Annotated in this window: 20 protein-coding genes and 1 pseudogene; 13 read left to right on the plus strand and 8 right to left on the minus strand. The window is 62.7% G+C overall.

Annotation, left to right across the window (positions count from 1 at the left end):
- Positions 1-49: 49 nt before the first annotated feature.
- From PP1Y_RS21780 to PP1Y_RS21815, 8 genes are read left to right on the plus strand one after another with little or no spacing between them, the layout of a single operon-like run.
- Positions 50-667 carry a UbiX family flavin prenyltransferase gene (locus tag PP1Y_RS21780; protein WP_051010110.1) on the plus strand — a complete coding sequence of 206 codons (618 nt, stop codon included), beginning with the start codon at positions 50-52 and terminating at the stop codon, positions 665-667.
- Positions 664-1,236 (plus strand): hypothetical protein, encoded by a 573-nt coding sequence (locus tag PP1Y_RS21785; RefSeq protein WP_232512499.1) that lies wholly within the window; start codon positions 664-666, stop codon positions 1,234-1,236. Before PP1Y_RS21780 ends, PP1Y_RS21785 begins: the two co-directional genes overlap by 4 nt.
- Positions 1,233-2,792, plus strand: a complete 1,560-nt coding sequence (locus tag PP1Y_RS21790) for an FAD-binding oxidoreductase (RefSeq protein ID WP_013832794.1) — start codon at positions 1,233-1,235, stop codon at positions 2,790-2,792. The genes PP1Y_RS21785 and PP1Y_RS21790 overlap by 4 nt, the downstream gene beginning before the upstream one ends.
- Positions 2,793-2,826: 34 nt before the next feature.
- Positions 2,827-4,272, plus strand: coding sequence for an aldehyde dehydrogenase family protein (locus PP1Y_RS21795; RefSeq protein ID WP_013832793.1), 1,446 nt, complete (start codon positions 2,827-2,829; stop codon positions 4,270-4,272).
- A 23-nt stretch (positions 4,273-4,295) separates the two neighbouring features.
- Positions 4,296-5,753 carry a non-oxidative hydroxyarylic acid decarboxylases subunit C gene (locus tag PP1Y_RS21800; protein ID WP_232512501.1) on the plus strand — a complete coding sequence of 486 codons (1,458 nt, stop codon included), beginning with the start codon at positions 4,296-4,298 and terminating at the stop codon, positions 5,751-5,753.
- Entirely contained in the window at positions 5,750-5,974 is a 225-nt protein-coding gene (locus tag PP1Y_RS21805) for a non-oxidative hydroxyarylic acid decarboxylases subunit D (protein WP_037513049.1), read from the plus strand. Before PP1Y_RS21800 ends, PP1Y_RS21805 begins: the two co-directional genes overlap by 4 nt.
- Positions 5,975-5,992: 18 nt before the next feature.
- Positions 5,993-7,459, plus strand: coding sequence for an FAD-dependent oxidoreductase (locus tag PP1Y_RS21810; RefSeq protein ID WP_013834114.1), 1,467 nt, complete (start codon positions 5,993-5,995; stop codon positions 7,457-7,459).
- Positions 7,460-7,492: 33 nt separating this feature from the next.
- A complete protein-coding gene (locus tag PP1Y_RS21815) occupies positions 7,493-7,858 on the plus strand; it encodes a cytochrome c (protein ID WP_013834115.1) in 366 nt (121 codons plus the stop codon).
- On the opposite strand, the gene PP1Y_RS21820 is transcribed toward PP1Y_RS21815, so the two are convergent.
- Together PP1Y_RS21820 and PP1Y_RS21825 are read right to left on the minus strand one after the other, a co-directional pair.
- Positions 7,842-8,354, minus strand: a complete 513-nt coding sequence (locus PP1Y_RS21820; protein ID WP_013834116.1) for a TIGR02444 family protein — start codon at positions 8,352-8,354, stop codon at positions 7,842-7,844. The two genes, PP1Y_RS21815 and PP1Y_RS21820, sit on opposite strands and share 17 nt — an antisense overlap.
- 120 nt (positions 8,355-8,474) lie before the next feature.
- A complete protein-coding gene (locus PP1Y_RS21825) occupies positions 8,475-9,335 on the minus strand; it encodes an alpha/beta fold hydrolase (RefSeq protein WP_013834117.1) in 861 nt (286 codons plus the stop codon).
- Positions 9,336-9,485: 150 nt separating this feature from the next.
- On the opposite strand from PP1Y_RS21825, the gene hpaH reads away from it, so the two are divergent.
- The 3 genes and pseudogenes from hpaH (at position 9,486) to PP1Y_RS21840 (ending at position 12,310) form a co-directional block, all read left to right on the plus strand.
- Positions 9,486-10,334 (plus strand): 2-oxo-hept-4-ene-1,7-dioate hydratase, encoded by an 849-nt coding sequence (hpaH, locus tag PP1Y_RS21830; protein ID WP_013834118.1) that lies wholly within the window; start codon positions 9,486-9,488, stop codon positions 10,332-10,334.
- Positions 10,335-10,348: 14 nt separating this feature from the next.
- Positions 10,349-11,136, plus strand: a pseudogene (locus PP1Y_RS25510) (HpcH/HpaI aldolase/citrate lyase family protein).
- A gap of 46 nt (positions 11,137-11,182) precedes the next feature.
- Positions 11,183-12,310, plus strand: a complete 1,128-nt coding sequence (locus PP1Y_RS21840; protein ID WP_013834119.1) for a CaiB/BaiF CoA-transferase family protein — start codon at positions 11,183-11,185, stop codon at positions 12,308-12,310.
- 18 nt (positions 12,311-12,328) lie between these two features.
- Here PP1Y_RS21840 and PP1Y_RS21845 read toward each other — a convergent pair whose 3' ends face one another.
- The 6 genes from PP1Y_RS21845 to PP1Y_RS21870 all read right to left on the minus strand — a co-directional run bounded on the left by PP1Y_RS21845 (position 12,329) and on the right by PP1Y_RS21870 (position 18,784).
- Complete coding sequence (locus PP1Y_RS21845) at positions 12,329-13,513, minus strand: MFS transporter (protein WP_041559083.1); 1,185 nt, start codon at positions 13,511-13,513, stop codon at positions 12,329-12,331.
- A gap of 294 nt (positions 13,514-13,807) precedes the next feature.
- The gene (locus PP1Y_RS21850; protein ID WP_232512505.1) at positions 13,808-14,641 is read right to left on the minus strand and encodes an IclR family transcriptional regulator; all 834 of its coding nucleotides are present in this window, start codon (positions 14,639-14,641) and stop codon (positions 13,808-13,810) included.
- 138 nt (positions 14,642-14,779) lie between these two features.
- Positions 14,780-15,736: an EamA family transporter RarD gene (gene rarD, locus PP1Y_RS21855; protein ID WP_065762421.1), complete on the minus strand. Its 957-nt coding sequence runs from the start codon at positions 15,734-15,736 to the stop codon at positions 14,780-14,782.
- Positions 15,737-15,950: 214 nt separating this feature from the next.
- On the minus strand, positions 15,951-16,835 hold the full coding sequence (locus PP1Y_RS21860) for a MaoC/PaaZ C-terminal domain-containing protein (RefSeq protein ID WP_232512506.1): 885 nt from the start codon (positions 16,833-16,835) through the stop codon (positions 15,951-15,953).
- A gap of 13 nt (positions 16,836-16,848) precedes the next feature.
- A complete protein-coding gene (locus PP1Y_RS21865; RefSeq protein ID WP_083835234.1) occupies positions 16,849-18,024 on the minus strand; it encodes an acyl-CoA dehydrogenase family protein in 1,176 nt (391 codons plus the stop codon).
- A gap of 10 nt (positions 18,025-18,034) precedes the next feature.
- Positions 18,035-18,784: an IclR family transcriptional regulator gene (locus tag PP1Y_RS21870; protein WP_041559084.1), complete on the minus strand. Its 750-nt coding sequence runs from the start codon at positions 18,782-18,784 to the stop codon at positions 18,035-18,037.
- 99 nt (positions 18,785-18,883) lie between these two features.
- Between PP1Y_RS21870 and PP1Y_RS21875 the strand changes: the two genes are divergently transcribed.
- The gene (locus tag PP1Y_RS21875; RefSeq protein WP_013834126.1) at positions 18,884-19,792 is read left to right on the plus strand and encodes an SDR family NAD(P)-dependent oxidoreductase; all 909 of its coding nucleotides are present in this window, start codon (positions 18,884-18,886) and stop codon (positions 19,790-19,792) included.
- A 31-nt stretch (positions 19,793-19,823) separates the two neighbouring features.
- Positions 19,824-20,999 carry an acyl-CoA dehydrogenase family protein gene (locus PP1Y_RS21880; protein WP_013834127.1) on the plus strand — a complete coding sequence of 392 codons (1,176 nt, stop codon included), beginning with the start codon at positions 19,824-19,826 and terminating at the stop codon, positions 20,997-20,999.
- The last annotated feature ends 6 nt before the right edge of the window (positions 21,000-21,005 follow it).

The raw sequence follows: 21,005 nt of genomic DNA on the forward strand, positions 1-21,005 counted from the left end.
ACGTTCCGACGAAAGTACGCGGCGAAAACGTCGGCGGGGCAGCCCGCCCGTGAAGCGCGTGGTCGTTGCCATAACCGGAGCGACGGGTTCGGTCTACGGGCAGCGCTTGCTCGAAATGCTCCGCGAACAGGGTGGCTGGGAAACCCACCTCGTCATGTCGCAGGCCGCCTTGCTCAACATTCGCGAGGAAATCCCGGACGGTCGCCGCCTGATCGAAGCGGCAGCCGATGTGGTGCACAATGTCCGCAATGTCGGCGCCAGCATCGCCAGCGGCTCGTTCCTGTGCGACGGCATGGTCATAGCGCCCTGCTCGATGCGCACGCTGGCCGCAGTGGCCCATGGCCTGTCCGACAATCTGATCACGCGCGCCGCCGATGTGATGCTGAAAGAGCGGCGCAAGCTGGTGCTCATGACCCGCGAGACGCCGCTCAACCTGGCTCACCTGCGCAACATGACCGCCTGCACCGAAATGGGCGCGGTCATTTTCCCTCCGGTCCCCGCGTTCTACGCCCGACCAACCGGACTTCAGGACATCGTCGATCACAGCTGCACACGGGTGCTGGATCACTTCGACATACATCGCAGCGCAGCGGTTCGCTGGCAGGGACTATCCACCGAGGGCGCGGTCGCCGAACCGGCGCCGCTGAAGATCGAAAGGCAGGCATGATGGCTTGGGATATCAAGCGACGCGAATTTCTCGGAGCCGGGGCGCTGGGCGCCACCGTGGCCGGGCTTGGCGTCTTGCCCGGAGCGGCTGCGGCCCGTGCGCGCAAGGTGACGGTCGTCGAGGAAACCGCTTCGCCGGAGAGCCGGCTGTTCGCGGCGACGCTCGCCGACAGCGGCGTGGTCGGCCGGACCGTGCGGCTCGACCGGTCGCTCAACGACCTCCTGCACGATCTCGACGACACCGATGGCCTGATCGTCGGGCTGACGTCGGATCCCGCAGCCATGATCGCCGGACAGCTGCTGGTCGAGCGCGGCGGACGGTCGGCGCTGCAGTGGCGGCACCATTACGAAGGCGGGCGCTGGCAGCACCGGACCGAGGGCGCCGCGCGTCTGCTCGAGGGTACTGCGGCGGCATGGCCGGTGGCCGTCGCCCACCTGGTTCGTGACGCGATCGGCGCGCCAACCGAATCCCGCTTGAACACCTGCAAGTCGGGTTCGTGCGACATCGCAGCCAGCAGCCCCGGACTGCTGGCTTCCTGGGTATATGAAATCGGGGGAGACCTTTCTTGAGCCGCATCGTTCCCCAGGGTGTCGACGCATCCACCTTCAACAAGGCGCTTGACGAGCTCGCTGCGGTCGTCGGCAAGGAATGGGTATTCCTCGACGAGCTTCCGCTGTCGGCCTACCGCGACGCCTATTCTCCGTTGGCCGACGGCGAAATGCTGCCGTCCGCCGCTGTTGCGCCCGACGGTGTCGAGCAAATCCAGAAGATCCTGGCAGTCGTAAACGCCTACAAGATCCCTGTCTGGACCATCGGGACCGGCCGCAATTTTGCCTATGGCGGCCCGGCCCCGCGCAAATCCGGCTATGTCATGCTCGATCTGCGGCGGATGAACCGCGTGATCGAAGTAAACGAGAAATACGGCTATGCGCTGGTCGAACCCGGCGTGTCCTACATGCAGCTTTATCGCCATCTGCGCCAGATCGGCAGCAAGCTGTGGATCGATCCTGCCGCACCAGCCTGGGGCGGCGTGATGGGCAATGCGCTGGAGCATGGCGCCGGCTATACCCCCTATGGCGACCATTTTGTCATGCAGTGCGGCATGGAAGTGGTTCTGGCCGATGGTGAAATCGTCCGCACCGGCCAGGGCGCACTTGCCGGATCGAAGCATTGGCAAGTCACCAAGCACGTGGCCGGCCCGCATTTCGACGGCATGTTCACCCAATCCAATTTCGGCGTGGTGACCAAGATGGGCATCTGGCTGATGCCGGAACCGCCGGGCTACAAGCCCTTCATGATCACCTACCAGAAGGAGGAGGATCTTGAGGCGATCTTCGAGGTCACCCGGGCGCTCAAGGTCAACCAGATCATCCCGAATGCGGCGGTTGCGGTTGATCTGCTGTGGGAGGCCTCGGCCAAGACCACGCGGCGCCACTATTACGATGGCAAGGGCCCGCTGCCGCCGTCGATCCGTGCCAAGATCGCCTCGGACCACGATCTGGGAATGTGGAACTATTACGGTGCGCTGTACGGCCCGCCTCCGGTGATCGAGAACAACTGGAAGGTGGTGGAGGATGCCTTGATGAGCATTCCCGGCGCCAAGGTCCATTTCGATCGCAAGAACGATCCGGCCTGGGACTATCGCGTACGGCTGATGCGCGGCGAGCCGAACATGACCGAATTCAGCATCATGAACTGGATCGGCGGCGGCGGGCACATCAACTTTTCGCCGATCTCGGCGCCCAGTGGTTCCGAAGCACTTGCCCAATACAAGCTGATCAAGCAGCGCTGCAACGATCACGGCTTCGACTACATCGGCGAATTCCTGGTCGGCTGGCGCGACATGCATCACATCCTGATGATCATGTACGACCGCGCCGACGAGACGATGCGCAAGAGCGCCTACGACCTGTTCGGCCTGCTGGTCGACGAGGCTGCGGAGGCGGGGTTCGGCGAATACCGCACGCACCTCGCCTTCATGGATCAGATCGCCAGGACCTACAAACACAACGACGGCGCACTCTGGGATCTCCACCACCGTCTCAAGGATGTTCTCGATCCCAACGGCATTCTCTCTCCGGGCAAGCAGGGCATCTGGCCCAAGGCGATGCGCACAAGCGCGTAACGGCGCCAGATTCTGACCCAAGGAAAGCAGCAAGATGAAGAACCTCGATCACTGGATTGGCGGCGTGGCGGTAGCGCCTGGAAGTGGCACCTATTTCGACGACCTCAATCCGGTCGACGACAGCGTCTACGCCAGGGTTGCGGCGGGCACCGCCGCCGACGTCGATCGTGCTGTCGAGGCCGCCGACAAGGCGTTTCGCCAGCACCGCGACCTGCCCGCCGCGGTGCGCGAAGGCTGGATGGTCAAGGCCGCGGAAATCATGGAGCGCGACGCCGCGCTGTTCAGCGAGGTATTGATCGACGAAATCGGTTCGCCCGCTGCCAAGGCCGGGTTCGAGACGCGGTTCGCAGTGAGCTTCCTGCGCGCCGCCGCCGGGGTGCCGCGGCGGGTCCGCGGCGAGACAATTCCCTCCGACACGCCGGGCCGCTTCAGCATGAGCCTGCGCCAGCCGGTGGGGGTAGTCGCCGGGATTACCCCGTTCAACGTGCCGCTGATAAAGGGCATCAAGCAATCTGCGATGGCGCTGGCGACCGGCAACGCCTTCGTTCTCCTGCCGTCCGAAGCCGCACCCAAGGTCGCCGATCTGCTCGCCGCCCTGTGGCGCGAAGCCGGCGTGCCCGATGGGCTGTTCAACATCGTCTACGGCAATGGCGCGGAAATCGGAGATGCCCTGACCGGCCATCCCAAGGTTGCCTCGATAACCTTCACCGGGTCGTCGCGGGTCGGCAAGCACATCGCCGGGATCGCCGCCCGGAACCTCAAGAAGTATACACTCGAACTCGGCGGCAAGAGCCCGTTGATCGTGTGCGCCGATGCCGATCTCGAAAAGGCCGTCGGTGCCGCGCTGTTCAGCATCTTCATGTATCAGGGCCAGGTCTGCATGGGGGCATCGCGGATCTACGTTGAACGTCCAATCTTCAACGCCTTTGCCAAGGCCTTCGCCGCCGCGACGGCCAAGGCCAAGGGCGGCGACCTGCGCGAGCCCACCACCATGCTCGGACCGATCATTTCGGAACGCCAACGCGATCGCGTCCGCCGGCATATCGACGATGCCCGCACCAAGGGCGCTGCAATTCTTGCGGGGGCCGAATGGAACGGCAACTGTTGCTCGGCCACGGTGCTGAGCGGCGTGACGCCAGAGATGACGGTCTTTGCCGAGGAAACCTTCGGCCCGGTCACTTCGCTCTATCCATTCGACTCGCTCGAGGAAGCGATCGACCTGGCGAATGACACCGAATACGGCCTGAGCGCGTCGATCTTCACCCGCGATATCGACAAGGCCCTGCGCTTTGCCCAGCAGGCGGAAGCGGGGATGGTCCATATCAACGCTCCGACCCTGCACGACGAACCGCACGTTCCCTTCGGCGGCACCAAGGCTTCGGGGTTCGGGCGCGAAGGCACCGAGGCCGATCTGGAAATCATGACCGAGTGGAAATGGGTGACCGTCCAGACGGCCCCCGCCGGCCACGGCGGCCATTGAGCTGGTCTGACTGAAGGGAATTGATGATGCAGGATCTGGCCAAGCGATCGCGGTCCATCACCTCGCTGCGGGACTTCCTCGAATTGCTGGGCGATGCCGGACAGGCGATCACCTGGAGCGAGCGGGTGATGCCCGAGCCCGACGTGCGCAACATCGCGGTCGCCGCATCGCGCGACGCCAACGGCGCGCCTGCGATCGTGTTTGACAACATTGCCGGATACCCCGGCAAACGCACCGCAGTCGGCGTGCACGGTTCATGGGACAATATCGCGCTGTTGCTCGGCCGCCCCAAGGGAACGACAATCCGCGAACTGTTCTTCGAGATCGCCGGGCGCTGGGGCGATGCGGCGGCGCAGATCAGCACCGTTCCCGAAGGCCAGGCGCCGGTTCACGAATGCCGGATCGAAAGCGGGATCAACCTCTACGACGTGCTGCCGGTCTACCGCATCAACGAATTCGATGGCGGCTTCTACCTCGGCAAGGCGTCGGTGGCGTCGCGCGATCCGGAAGACCCGGACAATTTCGGCAAGCAGAACGTCGGCATCTACCGGCTGCAACTGCAAGGTCCCGACAGCTTCACCCTGATGACCATCCCGTCGCACGACATGGGCAAGCAGATCATGGCGGCCGAACGTACCGGCCTGCCGCTCAAGATCGCGGTCATGCTGGGCAACCATCCGGGGCTGGCGGTGTTCGCGGCGACACCGATCGGTTACGAAGAATCGGAATATTCCTATGCCTCGGCGATGATGGGCGCGCCGATCCGGCTGACCAGGTCGGGCAATGGCATCGACATCCTCGCCGACAGCGAGATAGTGATCGAAGCCGAAATGCAACTGGGCGAACGGGTCCTGGAAGGTCCGTTCGGAGAGTTTCCCGGTTCCTACAGCGGGGTCCGCAAGGCGCCGATCTTCAAGGTGACTGCCATCTCGCACCGCAAGAACCCGATCTTCGAGAACATCTATATCGGCCGCGGCTGGACCGAACACGATACCCTGATCGGCCTGCATACCTCGGCGCCGATCTATGCGCAGCTGCGCCAGAATTTTCCGGAAGTCACCGCGGTCAACGCGCTGTACCAGCACGGGCTGACCGGGATCATTTCGGTCAAGAACCGGATGGCGGGCTTTGCCAAGACCGTCGCGCTGCGCGCGCTGAGCACTCCGCACGGGGTGATGTATCTCAAGAACCTGATCATGGTCGATGCCGATGTCGATCCGTTCGATCTCAACCAGGTGATGTGGGCGCTTTCCACCCGCACCCGCGCCGACGACATCATCGTCCTGCCCAACATGCCTGCGGTCCCGATCGATCCTTCGGCCGTCGTTCCCGGCAAGGGTCATCGCCTGATTATCGACGCGACCAGCTACCTGCCCCCCGACCCGGTCGGCGAAGCGCATCTGGTCACCCCTCCGACCGGGCCGGACATTGACGAGCTGAGCAAGAAGATCCGGGCCATGCAACTGGGAGCTTTGCAATGAGCAAGACGGTCTGTCCGCGCTGCGCGACCGGCGGCGCCCTCGCTGACTATCAAGGCAAGGAAGGCGGCAAGGTGGTGTGGACCATCCACCGTTGCCCGACTTGCTGCTTTTCGTGGCGCGACAGCGAACCGGACAGCGCCATCGGCATCGGGATTCGTTCGGCGCACTTCGCCGTCGATGCAGCCAATCTCGATCGTTACGTGAAGATTCTCCAGCAATAGACAGGCGGAACAGGACCCATGACAGACCAAGCTCGCCAGATGGCCGCGCTGACCGCGGTGGAAGCTGCGATCGGCGCCGCGGCAGTCGATCGCACCCCTCAGGGGCTGGCCCGCTTTGCAATCAGCGGCGCGGCACCGCTTGGCATCGTCTTGCCGGCGGATGAAACCCAGCTCGCCAAGGCGCTGGAGGCGGCGCGAACCGCCGGCGGTGTGCTGCAACCCGTGTGCAACGGCGCCCACGGCCTCGAAAAGGCAGGGCTGGACAAGGTCATCATCCTCGACCTCCAGCGCATGAACGCAATTCTCGAGGTGAACGAGGAGCTGGCCTATTGCCTGGTCGAACCGGGGGTGACCTTCCGCCAGCTCGATGCCCATATCAAGGAAAAGGGCATCAAGCTGTGGATCGACCATGGCGGCAACCCCGACGCCAGTGTGGCCGCAAGCTTCGTCTATCGTCAGCCCGGCTACACCCCCTACTCCGATCACTTCCTGATGCAGTGCGGGCTTGAGGTCATGCTCGCGGACGGAAAGCTTGTGCGGACGGGCATGGGCGCCATGCCCAAGAGCACCTGCTGGCAACTGTTCAAGTTCGGCTACGGCCCCTGGGTCGATGGCCTGTTCACGCAGTCGGATTTCGCGGTGCCGACCAAGGTCGGCATGTGGATGATGCCGCAACCGCCAGCCCACCAGACCTTCATGGTGACCGTGCCCAAGGAAGACCAGCTGGCCGATCTGCTCGACGTGCTCGGGCCGCTCAAGCTCAACATGGTCGTGGCCAATGGCGTCGCGGTCGGCAGCGCGCTGCACGAAGCCGCCCTGCTCGGCAAGAAGCGCGGCGACTATGATGGCAAGGGGCCTATGGCGGCCAGCGCGGTAACCGCTGCGGGCGAGGCGCTGGGCCTGGGCCACTGGAATCTCTACGGCGCGCTCTATGGCTTGCCAGGCAATGTCCCGATCCTGTGGGATATGGTCAAGGGGGCGTTTTCGTCGATCTCCGGTGCTCGGGTGATCGCCGACGGCAAGGGCATCGATCCCCGCCTGTGGGCGTGGCGTATTGGCGCCATGACCGGCGTGGTGGCCGATGCGCCAGCATTCGTTCCGGCATGGAGCGGCGATCAGGCGGTTGCCGCCAACCCGGTGAGCCCCGTAGATGGTGAGGAGGCCATGCGGCTCTACGAACTGTCGCGCGACATCTGCGCCAAGCACGAATTCGACTATCTCGGCGAGACCGTGGCGATCTGGCGGTCGGCCAACCATCGCCAGATCCTGCCCTTCACCGCCGCGCAGCCCGCAAGCGCAACCCGCGCCCGCGACTGCGCCGCCGTACTGATCGCGGCGCAGGCCGAAGCCGGCTTCGGCCAGGCCATCGCCGAGCCGGGAATGCGCGAAGTGGTCGGCAAGACGTTCGAAACCAAGGGACTTTCAACCCTGCATGAGCGGGTCAAGAAGGCGCTGGACCCGACGGCCCTGTTTGCATCCGCCTGAGCCCGTCCCGCGCTTATTCGAGTTGGAGAGATGATGAAAAAGCTGGCTGTCCTGTCGCTCATTGCCGTTCTCGGTGCCTGCAGCAAGGCCCCGAATGCCGAAAAGCCCGACGGCGCTGAAAATTACGCGCTCAAGTGCGCCGGGTGCCACAATCCGGGGCCCGGCCATCCCGGCACGATGCTGCTCGAACAGCTGGAGCGTCCCGTTCCGGCGCTGATCGGCCGCAAGGATCTTGAACTCGATTACCTCAAGTCGGTTGTGCGTCACGGCCTGATCGAAATGCCGCCATTCCGCCCGACCGAATTGAGCGACGACGAGATCGCGGAAATCTATGCCTATATCAAGGATGCGAAGCCGCCTGAGCAGACCCCGGCAATGCCGGCTAAGGAAGCGCCCTGACGATCAGCTGCGCAAGCGGCGTCGAGGCTGCGTCGGGCGCGCCAATGGCCTTCTGGTAATTCTCAAGGCTGACCGTTGCTGCGGCTTGCGGGGTTGGCGATTCGCCGCCCCGCACCAAGCCTGTCGCCAATGTTTCCATCAGCGCTGCCTGGACGAGACGTTCGGCCTTCAGTTCCACCTGCTTGAGAGCCCCGTAGAGCTTGTGTCGCGGTGTTTCGGCAACGGGATCAGCAGGCTTGACCCAACGCCTCGACCGGCGCAGGGGATGCACGAGGTTGTCGTTGAGTGGAGCGACGGCTTCGCGCAATTCCCTAATCAGCTTGGCCTCGAAGGCGGTCCGCTCCGTCTCCGCTATCCACAAGCCCAGCAGCAGCACATTGACGTCGAACCCGTATTCGTCCTGCAGGGCAATACACAGTTCCGCCACCTGCGGCCTGGCATAGACCTTGAGTGAAAACGCCCAGAAGGCTTCGGCAGCGATTGCTGATTCATCCATGCACAACACCTTCAAACGGAAAGGGCGGCCAGACAAGCCGCCTAACCACCCCTTCGCTTCTTTGCTTGCCCAGCCCTGCTCCGCAAAGCAGGTGCCAGGCGCCCATGCAATCGGCTGCGCTCAGAACGAACGCGCACCGAAGTGGATTTCCAGCATCGGTCGCATCACGTCCCAACGCTCGAGCTGCGACCAGTGGCCGGAGCGATCGAGCACGTAGAGTTCGGCATGCTTGAGGTGCTCGATCAGATAGAGGCTGGTGTCGAGCGGAACGATGCGGTCCTGTCGCCCGTGGAAGATCAACACCTTGTGCGGTATCTTGCACAGGATCGACGGGGGCATGTTGAGGGTATCGACGCCCTGCTTCATCGAATCGATCATCTTGACCGCGGTCTTCATGATCTCGGGATCGGTCGCGATCTTGTAGCGGTTGTTGACGATTTCTTCCATGCCTTCGAACTTGTCGGCGTCATAGGCAAAGCTGTGCATCAACTGCCGATAGCGCGATTGCCGCGGGTCGGAATAGAACGACAGCAGGCGGATCAGTTCGGGCGTTTTCGGTCCCGGCGCCCCGATCGAGCCCATCAGCACCACCCGGTCGATCCGGTCGGGCTCTTCGCTCATCATCTGCAGGGTCAGCGCGCCGCCCATCGAATTGCCGACGACATGGGCTTTTTCGATGCCCAGCGTGTCCAGCAGCCCGAAACATTGCTCCACCCGGGTGCCGATCCAGGCCATGACATTGTCGGGCCAGGGTTCGGGGATGACCGACTGGCCGAAACCGATGAGGTCGGGCGCGATGACGAAGAAGTTTTCCGCCAGGTCGGGCATCAGATGCAGCCAGTTCGATCCGGCGTGGGCGCCCGGTCCGGCCCCGTGCAGCAGCAGCACGGCAGGCTTGCTCGGATCGCCGGCCAGAAGGGTATGCGAAGTCAGCCCCCGCCCCGTAATATTTTCTTCCCGAACACTTGTGTCCATGGTCATCCTCTATCTCCGCGGTTTTGCTCTTGTGCCCCTTTGGCGCCGCCCTTGCGAACAAGGCCCGGGCTCATTGGGAGGGCGCAGGATGTGGTAGACGCCCATTCGTTATTGTGCAATGCATTTGGCATAATGCTTGGTGTGTCGGGAGAGAACATGACAAGGCCAGATCGCGGCAGCCAGCCCGACCAGTCGCAGCCGACGCTTGATCCGGCGGTAATCGCGAAGCTCGCGCAGGAACTGGATGCTGCTGAGCAGGACCGCAAGCCGATCCGCCAATTCACCGCCCGCCATCCCGATATGACGATTGCCGATGGCTATCGGATCAGCAAGCACTGGGTCGATCTCAAACTCGCGCGCGGGCGAACGGTCTACGGCCACAAGATCGGTCTTACCTCGCGCGGCATGCAGCAGGTCGCGGGCATCACCGAACCGGATTATGGCACCTTGCTCGACGACATGGTGTTCGAACAGGGCGGCGACATCCCTTGCGGTCGCTTCATTACCCCCAAGGTCGAGGTCGAACTGGCCTTTGTCCTGGCCCGCCGGATCGAAGGCCCGAATGTCACCGTGTTCGACGTGCTGCGGGCGACCGAATATGTCATCCCGTCGGTTGAAATCATCGACAGCCGCACGACCGTGGTGGATGCCGACACCGGGGCCCGCCGCAAGGTGCAGGACACGATCAGCGACAATGCGGCCAACGCCGGTATCATCGTCGGCGGCCTGCCGATGCGGCCCGACAAGGTCGACATGCGCTGGATCGGCGCGATGCTGAGCCGCAACGCGGTGGTCGAGGAAACCGGAATCGCGGCAGGCGTGCTCAACAACCCCGCCAACGGCATCGCCTGGCTGGCAAACCGGCTGGCGCCGTGGGGCCAGGCGCTGGAACCCGGCGAGGTCGTGCTCGGCGGCTCGTTCACCCGTCCGGTCGAAGCGCGTCCCGGCGACGTTTTCAACGCCGATTTCGGACCGCTGGGCGCAATCGGTTTCCGGTTCGTTTGAGGAAACCACAACCGATGAAGACTCCTGCGAACCGTTTCAAGCAAGGCCTGGCCGAGGGGCCGGTGCAGCTCGGCTTCTGGCTCGCACTTGCAAGCCCGAACATCGCCGAAATCTGCGCCGGGCTGGGTTACGACTGGGTGCTGGTCGATGCCGAGCACGGCGCCCAAACCCTGCCGGGCATCGCCGATCAGCTCCGCGCGGTGGACGCCAATCCGCCCTGTTCCGCAGTCGTCCGGGTCGCCAGCGATGACCCGGTGACGATCCACCAGGTTCTCGATCTCGGCGCCCAGACGATCATGGTCCCGATGGTCGAACCGCCGAACAGGCGGCAGCGCTGGTCAAGGCCGCGCGCTATCCACCGCAGGGCGAGCGCGGCATCGGTGGCGCCCGGGCTGCGCGTTGGGGGCGCTACCCGGCCTATGTTGCCGAAGCCAACCACCATCTGTGCATCATCGTCCAGATCGAGACCGCGCTGGCGCTGGAAAACGTCGAGGCGATCGCCGCCGTCGATGGCATCGATGCGCTGTTCGTCGGCCCGGTCGATCTGGCCGCGTCGCTGGGTCTGCTGGGCGAAAGCAATTTCGCCGCCCTGTCCGAAGTGACCGCGTGCGCGCTGACCCGAATCAGGGCAACCGGCAAACCTTGCGGCATCCTGTCGCGCGACCAGCGCCTGGTCCAGCAATTCCTTGATGGCGGCGCGCGTTTCGTCGCGATCGGGATCGATGCCTTCGCGCTGGCCAAGGCGGCTGGCGACATGGCCAAGGACTGGGCGGCCCGGATCGCCGGACAAGCAGCGGATTGAAACGATGCCGACGATCGGATGGCAGACGCAATCGCCCGCCGACGGCATGGCCAAGCCGCTGAGCGGGGTTCGCGTGCTGGAGCTGGCCCGGATCCTGGCCGGTCCATGGTGCGGACAGCTGCTGGCCGATCTGGGCGCCGAGGTCATCAAGATCGAGCGTCCCGGCAGCGGCGATGACACTCGCCAATGGGGTCCGCCCTTCATGATGTCGGATGACGGTGAAAATTTGGGCGCTGCCTACTACCACTCGACCAACCGGGGCAAACGCTCTGTAGCGGTCGATATTGCAACGGCCCAAGGGCAGGAACTGGTCTGCGATCTTGTCCGGCAAGCCGACATCGTGATCGAGAACTACAAGGTGGGTGGCCTCGCCAAGTACGGGCTCGATCATGCTTCCTTGGCTAAGCTCAATCCACGCTTGATCACTTGCTCAATCACCGGTTTTGGCCAGACAGGGCCTTTTGCACACCGTCCCGGCTACGATTATATCGCCCAGGCCATGGGCGGCCTGATGTCGATGACCGGCGAGCCGCAGCGCGAACCGCAGAAAGCCGGAATCGCCGCAGCCGACCTGTTCACCGGGCTCTACAGCACGGTCGCGATCCTCGCCGCGCTCAACCGGCGGCGTGACACCGGATTGGGTTCCCATATCGACATGGCTCTGCTCGACACCATGGTCAGCGTCATGGCCAACCAGGCGCTCAACTGGATGACATCGGGCGTCGTGCCGCGCCGTGTCGGCAATGGCCATGCCAATCTCGTGCCCTACCAGGCCTTTCCAACGCGCGATGGCGAACTGATCATCGCGGCGGGCAACGATGGCCAGTTCGCCAGCTTGTGCCGGGTGCTCGATACCCCGCTGGATCGGGACGAGCGCTTCGCCACCAACCCGCAGCGCATCCGCAACCGGGTGGAATTGATCGCCCTGCTGGAAGACCTGACCATGACATGGAATCGGGAAGACCTGGCCGAGCGGCTGGAGACTGCCGGGGTCCCCGCCGGCCCGATCAACGAACTCGATCAGGTCTTTGCCAACCCGCAGGTCGTTGCACGCGGCATGGCGATCGAACGCGAGGGCCGCCCCGGCGTGGCCAGCCCGATCGTGATCGACGGGATCAGGATGGTTTCCGACAAGGCCGCGCCGGGCGTGCCCGAAACCGCCGGGCCGGGCTGAGCCTAGGTATCCCGATCATCAGCGCGAAGCCGACTGGGCACCTGCCTGCCCGAACAGCTTTCCCCGCTCGCTGAACAGGACCAGCAGCAAGGTCAGGAGGCCGACCAGGACCAGGGATTGCGCCAGCGGTCGGGGTGTGCCGTCGTAAGCCAGACCGATCAGCCCTCCCAGCCCGGCACCCAGCACCAGTCTGAAAAACGACTGCACCGAAGCCGCAGCGCCGGCAAGGTGTCCGAACGGTTGCAAGGCGATGGCGGTAAAATTGATGAAGACCGTGATCAGCAGGCACATGTTGGCCGACATCAGCAGTACGAACTCGAGCAATGTCTCACCCGGCATGCTGGCCAGCACCAGTTGCCCGGTGGATGCCGCCAGATGGCAGAAGATCGCCACATGCCCAATTCGCCTGGCCCCATAGCACTCGACGATCGCGGAGTTGGTGAAGCTGGCAAGCGCCATCGTGGCGGCCATTGTTCCGAAGATCAGAGGGTAGGCCGATCCCGCGCCGAAGTGCTCCGCAATCAATTGCTGCGAACTGTTGATGAAGCCGAAGTGACCGCCGAAAATCAGCGCCATGCCGATCACGTAGCCGATCGACTCCCTATTGGTCAGCACCAGCCCGACATTGCCAAGCAGATCACGCGAACGGCCCGCGCGGCGCCGTTCGGGCGGCAGGGTTTCCTCAAGGCGGAAGAAATACCACCCCATGCCGCCCAGAGCCAGGACCGCGATGACGACGAAGATGGCCCGCCAGCCCGCCAGCTCAAGCAATACGAAACCCAGACTGGGGGCGAAAGTTGGCACAGCCATGAACAGCATCGCAACCGTCGCTTGCAGTTTTGCCATCCCCGCTCCTTCGAAGCGATCGCGGATGATGGCCAGCGGCAGCACGGTCAGTCCGGACGACGCTACGCCCAGCAGCCCGCGAAGAACTAGGAGCAGATGGAAATCGCGCACGAACGCCGAGACGAAATTGATGACGACAAACATGGCCATGAAGGAAAGAAGGACGGGCTTGCGTCCGTAACGATCCGAGATGGTCCCGGGCAGTAACGCACTGAACCCCGAGCTGACCAGGAAAACACTTATCAAGAGTTGGCGCTGGTTAGGTTCCCCGGCCTGCAGGTCGATCGAAATGATCCCCAGAGCAGGCAGAAGGGCGGTAAAGGCAAGCGACTGCAACGCCTGTATCATCGCCATCATGGCAATGAATTCGCGTCGACCGATCACTTTTCCAGGATAAGCGGCTTCAGGAGGCATCGTTTACTCTACAGATGGGTGCCGACGCCTTTTTTCGCTCACTAAGGCTGCGTCATGCCTTTGCCTATAAACCAGCTAAACATTTGACAACTCAGCCAACATCCCACCCGGCATCGAGAGGTGCTCCCCTTATTATGGGCACGCAAATCAACGCTCTCGGATCAATTATCGAGCCGCAGATCAGATTCCATGTGCATAGCATATAATACAATTAATTGCATCAGATAGAACGGCAGATCAAGTCTTGCCAGACCAGCCGATCGCAATGCTCGCTTCCCGCCCTTGCTGGATAATTCGCTCGATCCTGGCCTTGCTGAAAAAGGGCTTGTCCTGGGAACGTGCCAGAATGCTCATCGTCGCCACAAGGTTGCCTTGCGAATCCAGGACAGGCACCGAGACTGCGGAAAGACCCGGAACAACGCTTCCATAGGTTCTCGCAAGACCTTGCTTTCGGGCCTCTTCAACCTGTTTGGCGAGTTCCTCATCGTCAACGACGATTCCCTCCTCTCTTTCTCGTGCGACCCTTTCGGCCGTTTGTTCTTTCGGGCAAAAGGCGAGGAAAAGGGTACCCGTCGATGAACCTTGCAACGGCAAGTTCGAGCCGACATGCATCGAGGTGAACAAAGGTATGCCGCCATCGATCCAGCGAATTACGGTGGGCCCGTAATCGCCCCACACACTCAGCAACCCGGTGGTCTTGAGTTCACTGAGTAGTCTTTCAAGATGCTCGGTTGCAATGCGCAAGGGATCCATTCGGGCCATCGCGGCAAGGCCAAGGCGCACAGCAAGCTGGCCCAGAGCGTATTGTCCGCGTTCGGGATTCTGTTCAACCATCCCGGTATTGACAAAGGCCAACAGGTAGCGGTGTGCCTGACTGCGCGACAGCCCGGAATTGTCGGCAACTTCCCTGAGGAAGGACTCGCCTCGGTCTGCCTTCAACAAGGCAAGCAGCACCCTTGCGCCGATCTCGACTGATTGAATCGACTTTCGCTGACTCTCACCATCCTTGGCTTCGATGTCTCTTAGGGCCGCGATTGCATCTCTTCCGTAGTTCATGGTTCCACCGTTCAATGCTGATCTCGCCTGATCGCCCTTATGCTGCCGAAGCCAATTCGGCGCGTAGTTTTCCTTCCCGGTTCAGAACCAGCGTGTGCGCAGCTAGCGACACCAGCCGTGTACATACATCGATCAGGTCTAACAAGCTTGCCGTCACTGTCTCGACTCAGCGACCGCCCGAACTGCGGAAACCTGCCTGAACCAAGGACGCAGAACATCGTAGGCAAAAAAGGCAAGACCGATCCAGATGCAGGCGAAGGTGAACATATGAAGGATGCCGAAGGGTTCATGAAACAGCAACACAGCCTGCATGAACTGGAGTGTCGGTCCGATATACTGGAATTGCCCAGCCAATGCGTAAGGCATCTTTTTCGCGGCAATGCTGAAAAGCAGAAGTGGAACCGCAGTTACCACGCCAGTCAGCACCAAGAGAATGTTCTCGCAAAGAACAGCGCTGAAAAGGGGCTGGCCGTGAGACACGCCCCACCAAAGCCAGACGATCGCAAACGGGGCCATCAGCAAGGTTTCCAGGAGCAGTCCGCACAAAGGATCAAACGGCATGGTCTTGCGAATCAGTCCGGCGCAGCTGATGGTGCCGGCAAGCACCAGCGCGATCCACAGGCTGCCGCCTTGGCCAAGCGCCAGCGCGCCCACTCCGACGGCGGAGAGGCCGACGGCAACGGCCTGAAGCCGCCGCAGCCGCTCGCGCAGCACGGCCATCCCCAGCAGAACGGTAAGCAGGGGCGTGATGAAGAACCCGAGGCTGGTTTCAAGCACGAAATTGTGCTGCACTGCCCAGATGTAAAGCAGCCAGTTGGCGGCGATCATCGCTGCCGCCATGGCCAGCAGGCCGACCTGCCCCGGCCGGGTGATCGCCAGCCCGATCACGTTCCACCGCCGCGAGAGGCTGACGGTCAGCGCCAGAAGCGCAACCGACCAGACCACGCGGTGCGCCATGATCTGCCCGGGCGGCACCGCTTGCAGCAATTTCATGTAGATCGGCATGATGCCGTAGATCAGGTAAGCGACAGTTGCCAGGGCAAAGCCGATCCGCATTTGGCGTTGCGCTTCAAGATCGTCGCTGCTTTCCACCCCTATGGTCTCTGCCATTCCTTCCGGCCCGCAATCCTGCGCGTGCACGAAACGTTCATGTGCACGAAACGATCAAGGAGCCTTGCTTCCCTACCCGCCCCCTCGTTGCACTATTGGGAATGGGTTTTCAATTGCAGAAGTCAGCCAGTGTTCCGTTTCCGGGCCGTCTGGCTAGCGGTTGACCGGCGCCGCTGTGCCGGAAAGGCCCTGCACGCCGCCATCCGGCAGGCGTTCAGGCCTTGTGATCGATGACGCATCGCCCGGCATTGATCACCGTGACGCCGCGTTCGGCCACGCGCGCCTGGAAGGCGCCGCAATCCCAGATTTCAACGCTTATGGTTTCGCCTGGATATACGATGTCGCTGAACCGCAGGCTGAAGCCGGTCAGCCTGGTTTCGTCATAGTCGGCGAGCGTTCGCAGCAGGGCGTGGCAGACCAGCCCTGCCGTGCAAAGCCCGTGCAGGATGGGGCGCTCAAGCGCTGCGCGCACTGCTGCCGCCGGGTCCAGGTGAATCTGGTTGGTGTCGCCGTTGAGGCTGTAGAACAGCGCCTGTTCGGGCCGGGTTGCCAGTTCGGCCACGTGATCGGGTGCGCGGTCCGGCATCGCGATCCTGTCCTGCGCAGGGTTGTCTCCCCCGAAGCCCCCTGCACCGCGCAGGAAAGTGGATCGTTCCAGCCGCGCAAACGGGCGCTCCATCCCGTCAAACAGCATGGTTTCGGTGATCATGAAGGCCCCCCGGCCGGGCCCCTTGTCGATCAGGCCGGTAATCCGGCTGCGGCTGGTGACGATGCCCTCACCCGGTATCGGCGCGAGCAGATCGAAGCGCTGCTCGGCATGCAGGACGCTGGCCGGATCGACGCCCGTGGCCGGATCGGCCAGCCAGAAGCCCGGATGGGCCAAGACCAGGGCCATCGACGGCATGATCTTCTGCTTCGCCGCAAGATTGACGTAGGGCAGCTGGCGCGCATCAAGCGGGTCCTGGCCCATGCCGACGGACAGGGCATAGAACGCCACCTTGCGCGCGTCGATTTCCTGCCTTCCATCAGGAATGCGGAAGGCCATCAATCTGGATACATCTAGCGGCATATCATCCAGCCCCTTGAAATGATGGTTCATGTGATCGGGCGCCTCAGAACGACTTGGGCAGCCCCAGCACATGGGTCGCCACATGGCTGAGGATGAGATTGGTCGAAATCGGCGCGACCTGATAGAGGCGGGTTTCGCGGAACTTGCGCTCGATGTCGTATTCCTCAGCAAAACCGAAGCCGCCGTGCGTCTGAAGGCACATGTCCGCCGCAAACCATGAAGCCTCCGAAGCGACCAGCTTGGCCATGTTGGCCTCGGTCCCGCAAGGATCTCCCGCTTCGAACCTGGAGACGGCACGATCAACTATCAGCGCTGCTGATGTTGCCTGCACGTATGCCCGGGCGATGGGAAACTGCACGCCCTGGTTCTGGCCGATAGGCCGGCCGAAAACGCGGCGCTCCCTGGCATAGGCGCTGGCCCGATCAATGAAGAAGAGCGCATCGCCGACGCATTCCGACGCGATCAGGATGCGTTCGGCGTTCATGCCGTCAAGGATGTAGCGAAAACCGCGGCCTTCCTCGCCGATCCGGTTCCCGGCAGGGACCCGCAGGTCGTCAAAGAACAGTTCGGTCGTCGCATGGTTGAGCATGGTGCGGATCGGACGGATCGTCAGGCCATGGCCGACGGCTTCCCGCAAATCGACGATCAAGACGCTCATGCCGTCAGAGGTGCGCTGGACCTGATCCCGCGGCGTCGTGCGGCACAGCAGGAGCATCAGATCGGAATGTTCGGCCCGGCTGATCCAGATTTTCTGGCCGTTGACCACGTAATCGTCGCCCTCCCGCCGCGCCGTGGTGGTGATGCGGGTGGTATCCGTCCCGGCTCCGGGCTCGGTCACGCCAAAGGCCTGGAGACGCAGTGTGCCGCTGGCGATGCCCGGCAGGTAGCGCGCCTTCTGTTCCGGTGACCCGTGACGCAGGAGTGTGCCCATAGTATACATCTGGGCATGGCACGCACCGCCATTGCAACCGGTGCGGTGAATCTCCTCAAGAATTGCCGTCGCCGCGCCAAGCCCCAGGCCCGAACCGCCGAATTCTTCGGGAATGAGGACGGACAGGAAACCCGCCTCGGTCAGCGCCTGGACAAAAGCGGCGGGATAGCTTCGATCCCGGTCAAGTTCCTGCCAATAAAGTGAGGGAAAATTTGCGCAAAGCCTGCGCACTGCTTCGCGGATTTCGGCAAAGCTCTCTTCTTCGTGCATGGCTGGCTTGACCCTCATGAAGCCCGAATCAGGGCGTTTCGGCAGCTTCGATCGTCGCAGCGATCCGGCAAAGACCTGTTCCGAGTTGGTGCATCTCCGCCGCGTCGCGCATCCCTTCAAAGACGGAGGCCGACACGCAGTATGAACCTGATTTCACGGCAAGAAAGCAGGCAACGGAGGCAACGCCGGCGAAGGCAAACCCTTGGTCAGCGGCAAAGCCATCGCGCCGGGCCTGATCCACTTGCGCGGCAAAATCCGCGAAATCCAGCGGGCGCGCCCAGCGGCAGTCGGTAAACCTGTTCTGCAGTTCAGTCCTGTCGATGTCCTGGCCCACAGCAAGGGCTCTGCCAACGGAACCGGCCCCCAAGGGCTGGCGCTGCCCCAAGGCGAGCAGGATGCGGGTGGGCGAATCATTTTCGCCCAGCGCAATCAGTTCAACGCGATTGGGGCTGCTCATGCGCCAAAGACCGACCGTCGCCTTCTGCTGCCTCGCGAACCGGCAAAGCAGAGCTTGCACACGGGATACGAATTGCGCCTGACGATCCTCTGCCAGACCACGACAGGAAACCCAGGCTTCGGAAAGCGAATAGCGCTTGCCCTCATCCTGCCGGACCGCCCCCTCGCACACCAGGGTCTTGAGGAGGTTGAGGCAGCTGGAAGGACTGAGACCGAGTGACCGTGCGACCTGGGCCAGAGTCAGCGCCTCGCTCCGAACCGACAACAGGCGCAGGATTGCGATCGCATGGGAAACTGAACGAACTGGGCCGACCATATTCATTAGATAAAATTCCTAAGTGTGAATTACAATGCAGAATATTGAATTTTCCGCGCAAGATTGTAATGCGACTGCTTTCATAGAGGACTTCGAATCATGGACATGCTCAAAGGCAAGGTGATCGCCGTGACCGGGGCTGGCCGGGGCGTGGGCCGCGAGATCGCGCTGCTTTGCGCGCGCCACGGGGCGGCGGTGGTGGTCAACGATCCTGGAGTCAGCGGCGAGGGCGACGGCGAGGATGCAGGGCCTGCCCTCCAGACCGCCCGGGAAATCGTCGCCGCGGGCGGACAGGCCCATGCCAACCTTGCCAGCGTCACCGCTCCGCAAGGCGCGGCATCGATCATCGACGACGCCGTGCAGCAGTTCGGCAGAATCGATGCCGTGGTCAACAATGCCGGCATTCTGCGAGACACGATCTGGCACAAGATGAGCCATGAGGACTGGCGCGCGGTCATCGACGTTCATCTCAACGGCTGCTTCAACGTGTCGAAGGCGGCGACCCCCTATTTCCGGGAACAGCGGTCGGGCAGTTTCATCCATTTCACCTCGACCTCGGGCCTGATCGGCAACATCGGCCAGGCCAATTACAGCGCGGCCAAGCTGGGCATCGTCGGCCTGTCGCAATCCATCGCACTCGATATGGCGCGGGTGGGCGTGCGCTCCAATTGCATCGCGCCCTTCGCCTGGAGCCGGATGACCTCATCGATCCCCGCCGAAACGGACGATCAGAAGCAGCGCGTCGAGCGGCTCAAAACGATGAGCGCGGACAAGATCGCGCCGCTCGTGGTCTATCTCGCCTCGGACGCGGCAAGGGATGTGACGAATCAGATATTCTCGGTTCGCAAGAATGAAATCCTCCTGTTCAGCAAACCGCGCCCAGTCCGTTCGATGACCAGGACGGAAGGCTGGACGCCGCAGGACATTGCCGATCAGCTGATTCCCGCCTTCAGGCCAAGCTTCGCGCGCGCCGACGAGGTTTCGGCCGACGTGTTCCCTTACGATCCCGTATGATTACCGCTCCCCGCTGAAATTGAGGTGCACTATGCGCAATACCGGAATGGATGACGACGTTTTCGATCAATTCGTGGAGCAGGTGCACCGCTATGTTCGCGAACGGCTCATTCCGATCGAGAAGGATGTCATCGAGAACGATGCCGTCCCCGAGGAAATCGTGCAGGAGATGCGCGACATGGGCCTGTTCGGCCTGACCGTTCCCGAGGAATTCGGCGGCGCGGGGATGAACATCGATCAGTATGCGCGCACCATTCATGCCCTGTCCTATGCCATGCCGGCCTTCCGCTCGCTGGTCTCGATCAACATCGGCATGGTCTGTTCGGCCTTCAAGAACGGCGGAACCGAGGCGCAGAAGGCCCAGTGGCTGCCGCGCATCGCAGCGGGGGAAATCGCCTCGTTCGGCCTGACCGAGCCGGGTTCCGGTTCGGATTCTGCCGGAATGCAGACCACCGCGGCAAAGACGGCCGATGGCTGGGTGCTCAACGGCACCAAGCGTTACATCACCAATGCCCCCTACGCGAAGGTTGCGGTGATCATGGCCCGCACGAGCAAGGACAACCTTCCGAAGAACGCGCATGTTTCCGCGTTCATCGTTCCCATGGACACGCCCGGCGTTTCGGTTGGCAAGAACGACAAGAAGATGGGCCAGGCAGGCAGTTCCATCGCCGACATCATCCTTGACGACGTGCGGTTGCCCGGCGATGCCCTGCTGGGCGGCGAGCTTGGCCGGGGCTTCGTCTTTGCCATGCAGAGCCTGGACAACGGGCGGATTTCGGTGGGCGCCATGGCGACGGCGCAGGCCAGGCGCGCGCTCGATTCGGCGATCCGCTATGCCACCGAACGCAAGGCATTCGGCGAGCCGATCGCCAATTTCCAGCTGATCCAGCAGATGCTCGCGGAAAGCGAGACGGAGATCTACGCCGCCGAATGCATGATGGCCGATGTCACCGCCCGCGCCGATCGCGGCGAGAACGTGCTGCGCAAGGCGGCCGCGCTCAAGGTCTTCGCCTCGGAAATGTGCGGCCGCGTCGTCGATCGCTGCGTCCAGATCCATGGCGGCGCGGGCTATCTTGCCGAATACGATGCCGAACGCTTCTTCCGCGACGCACGCGTGTTCCGCATTTACGAAGGCACCACCCAGATCCTGCAATTGCAGATCGCCAAGCACATGCTGCGCGAATTCAACGCCGGCAGCCGGGGCTGACCTGCC

The organism is Novosphingobium sp. PP1Y (assembly GCF_000253255.1).
GTDB lineage: Bacteria > Pseudomonadota > Alphaproteobacteria > Sphingomonadales > Sphingomonadaceae > Novosphingobium.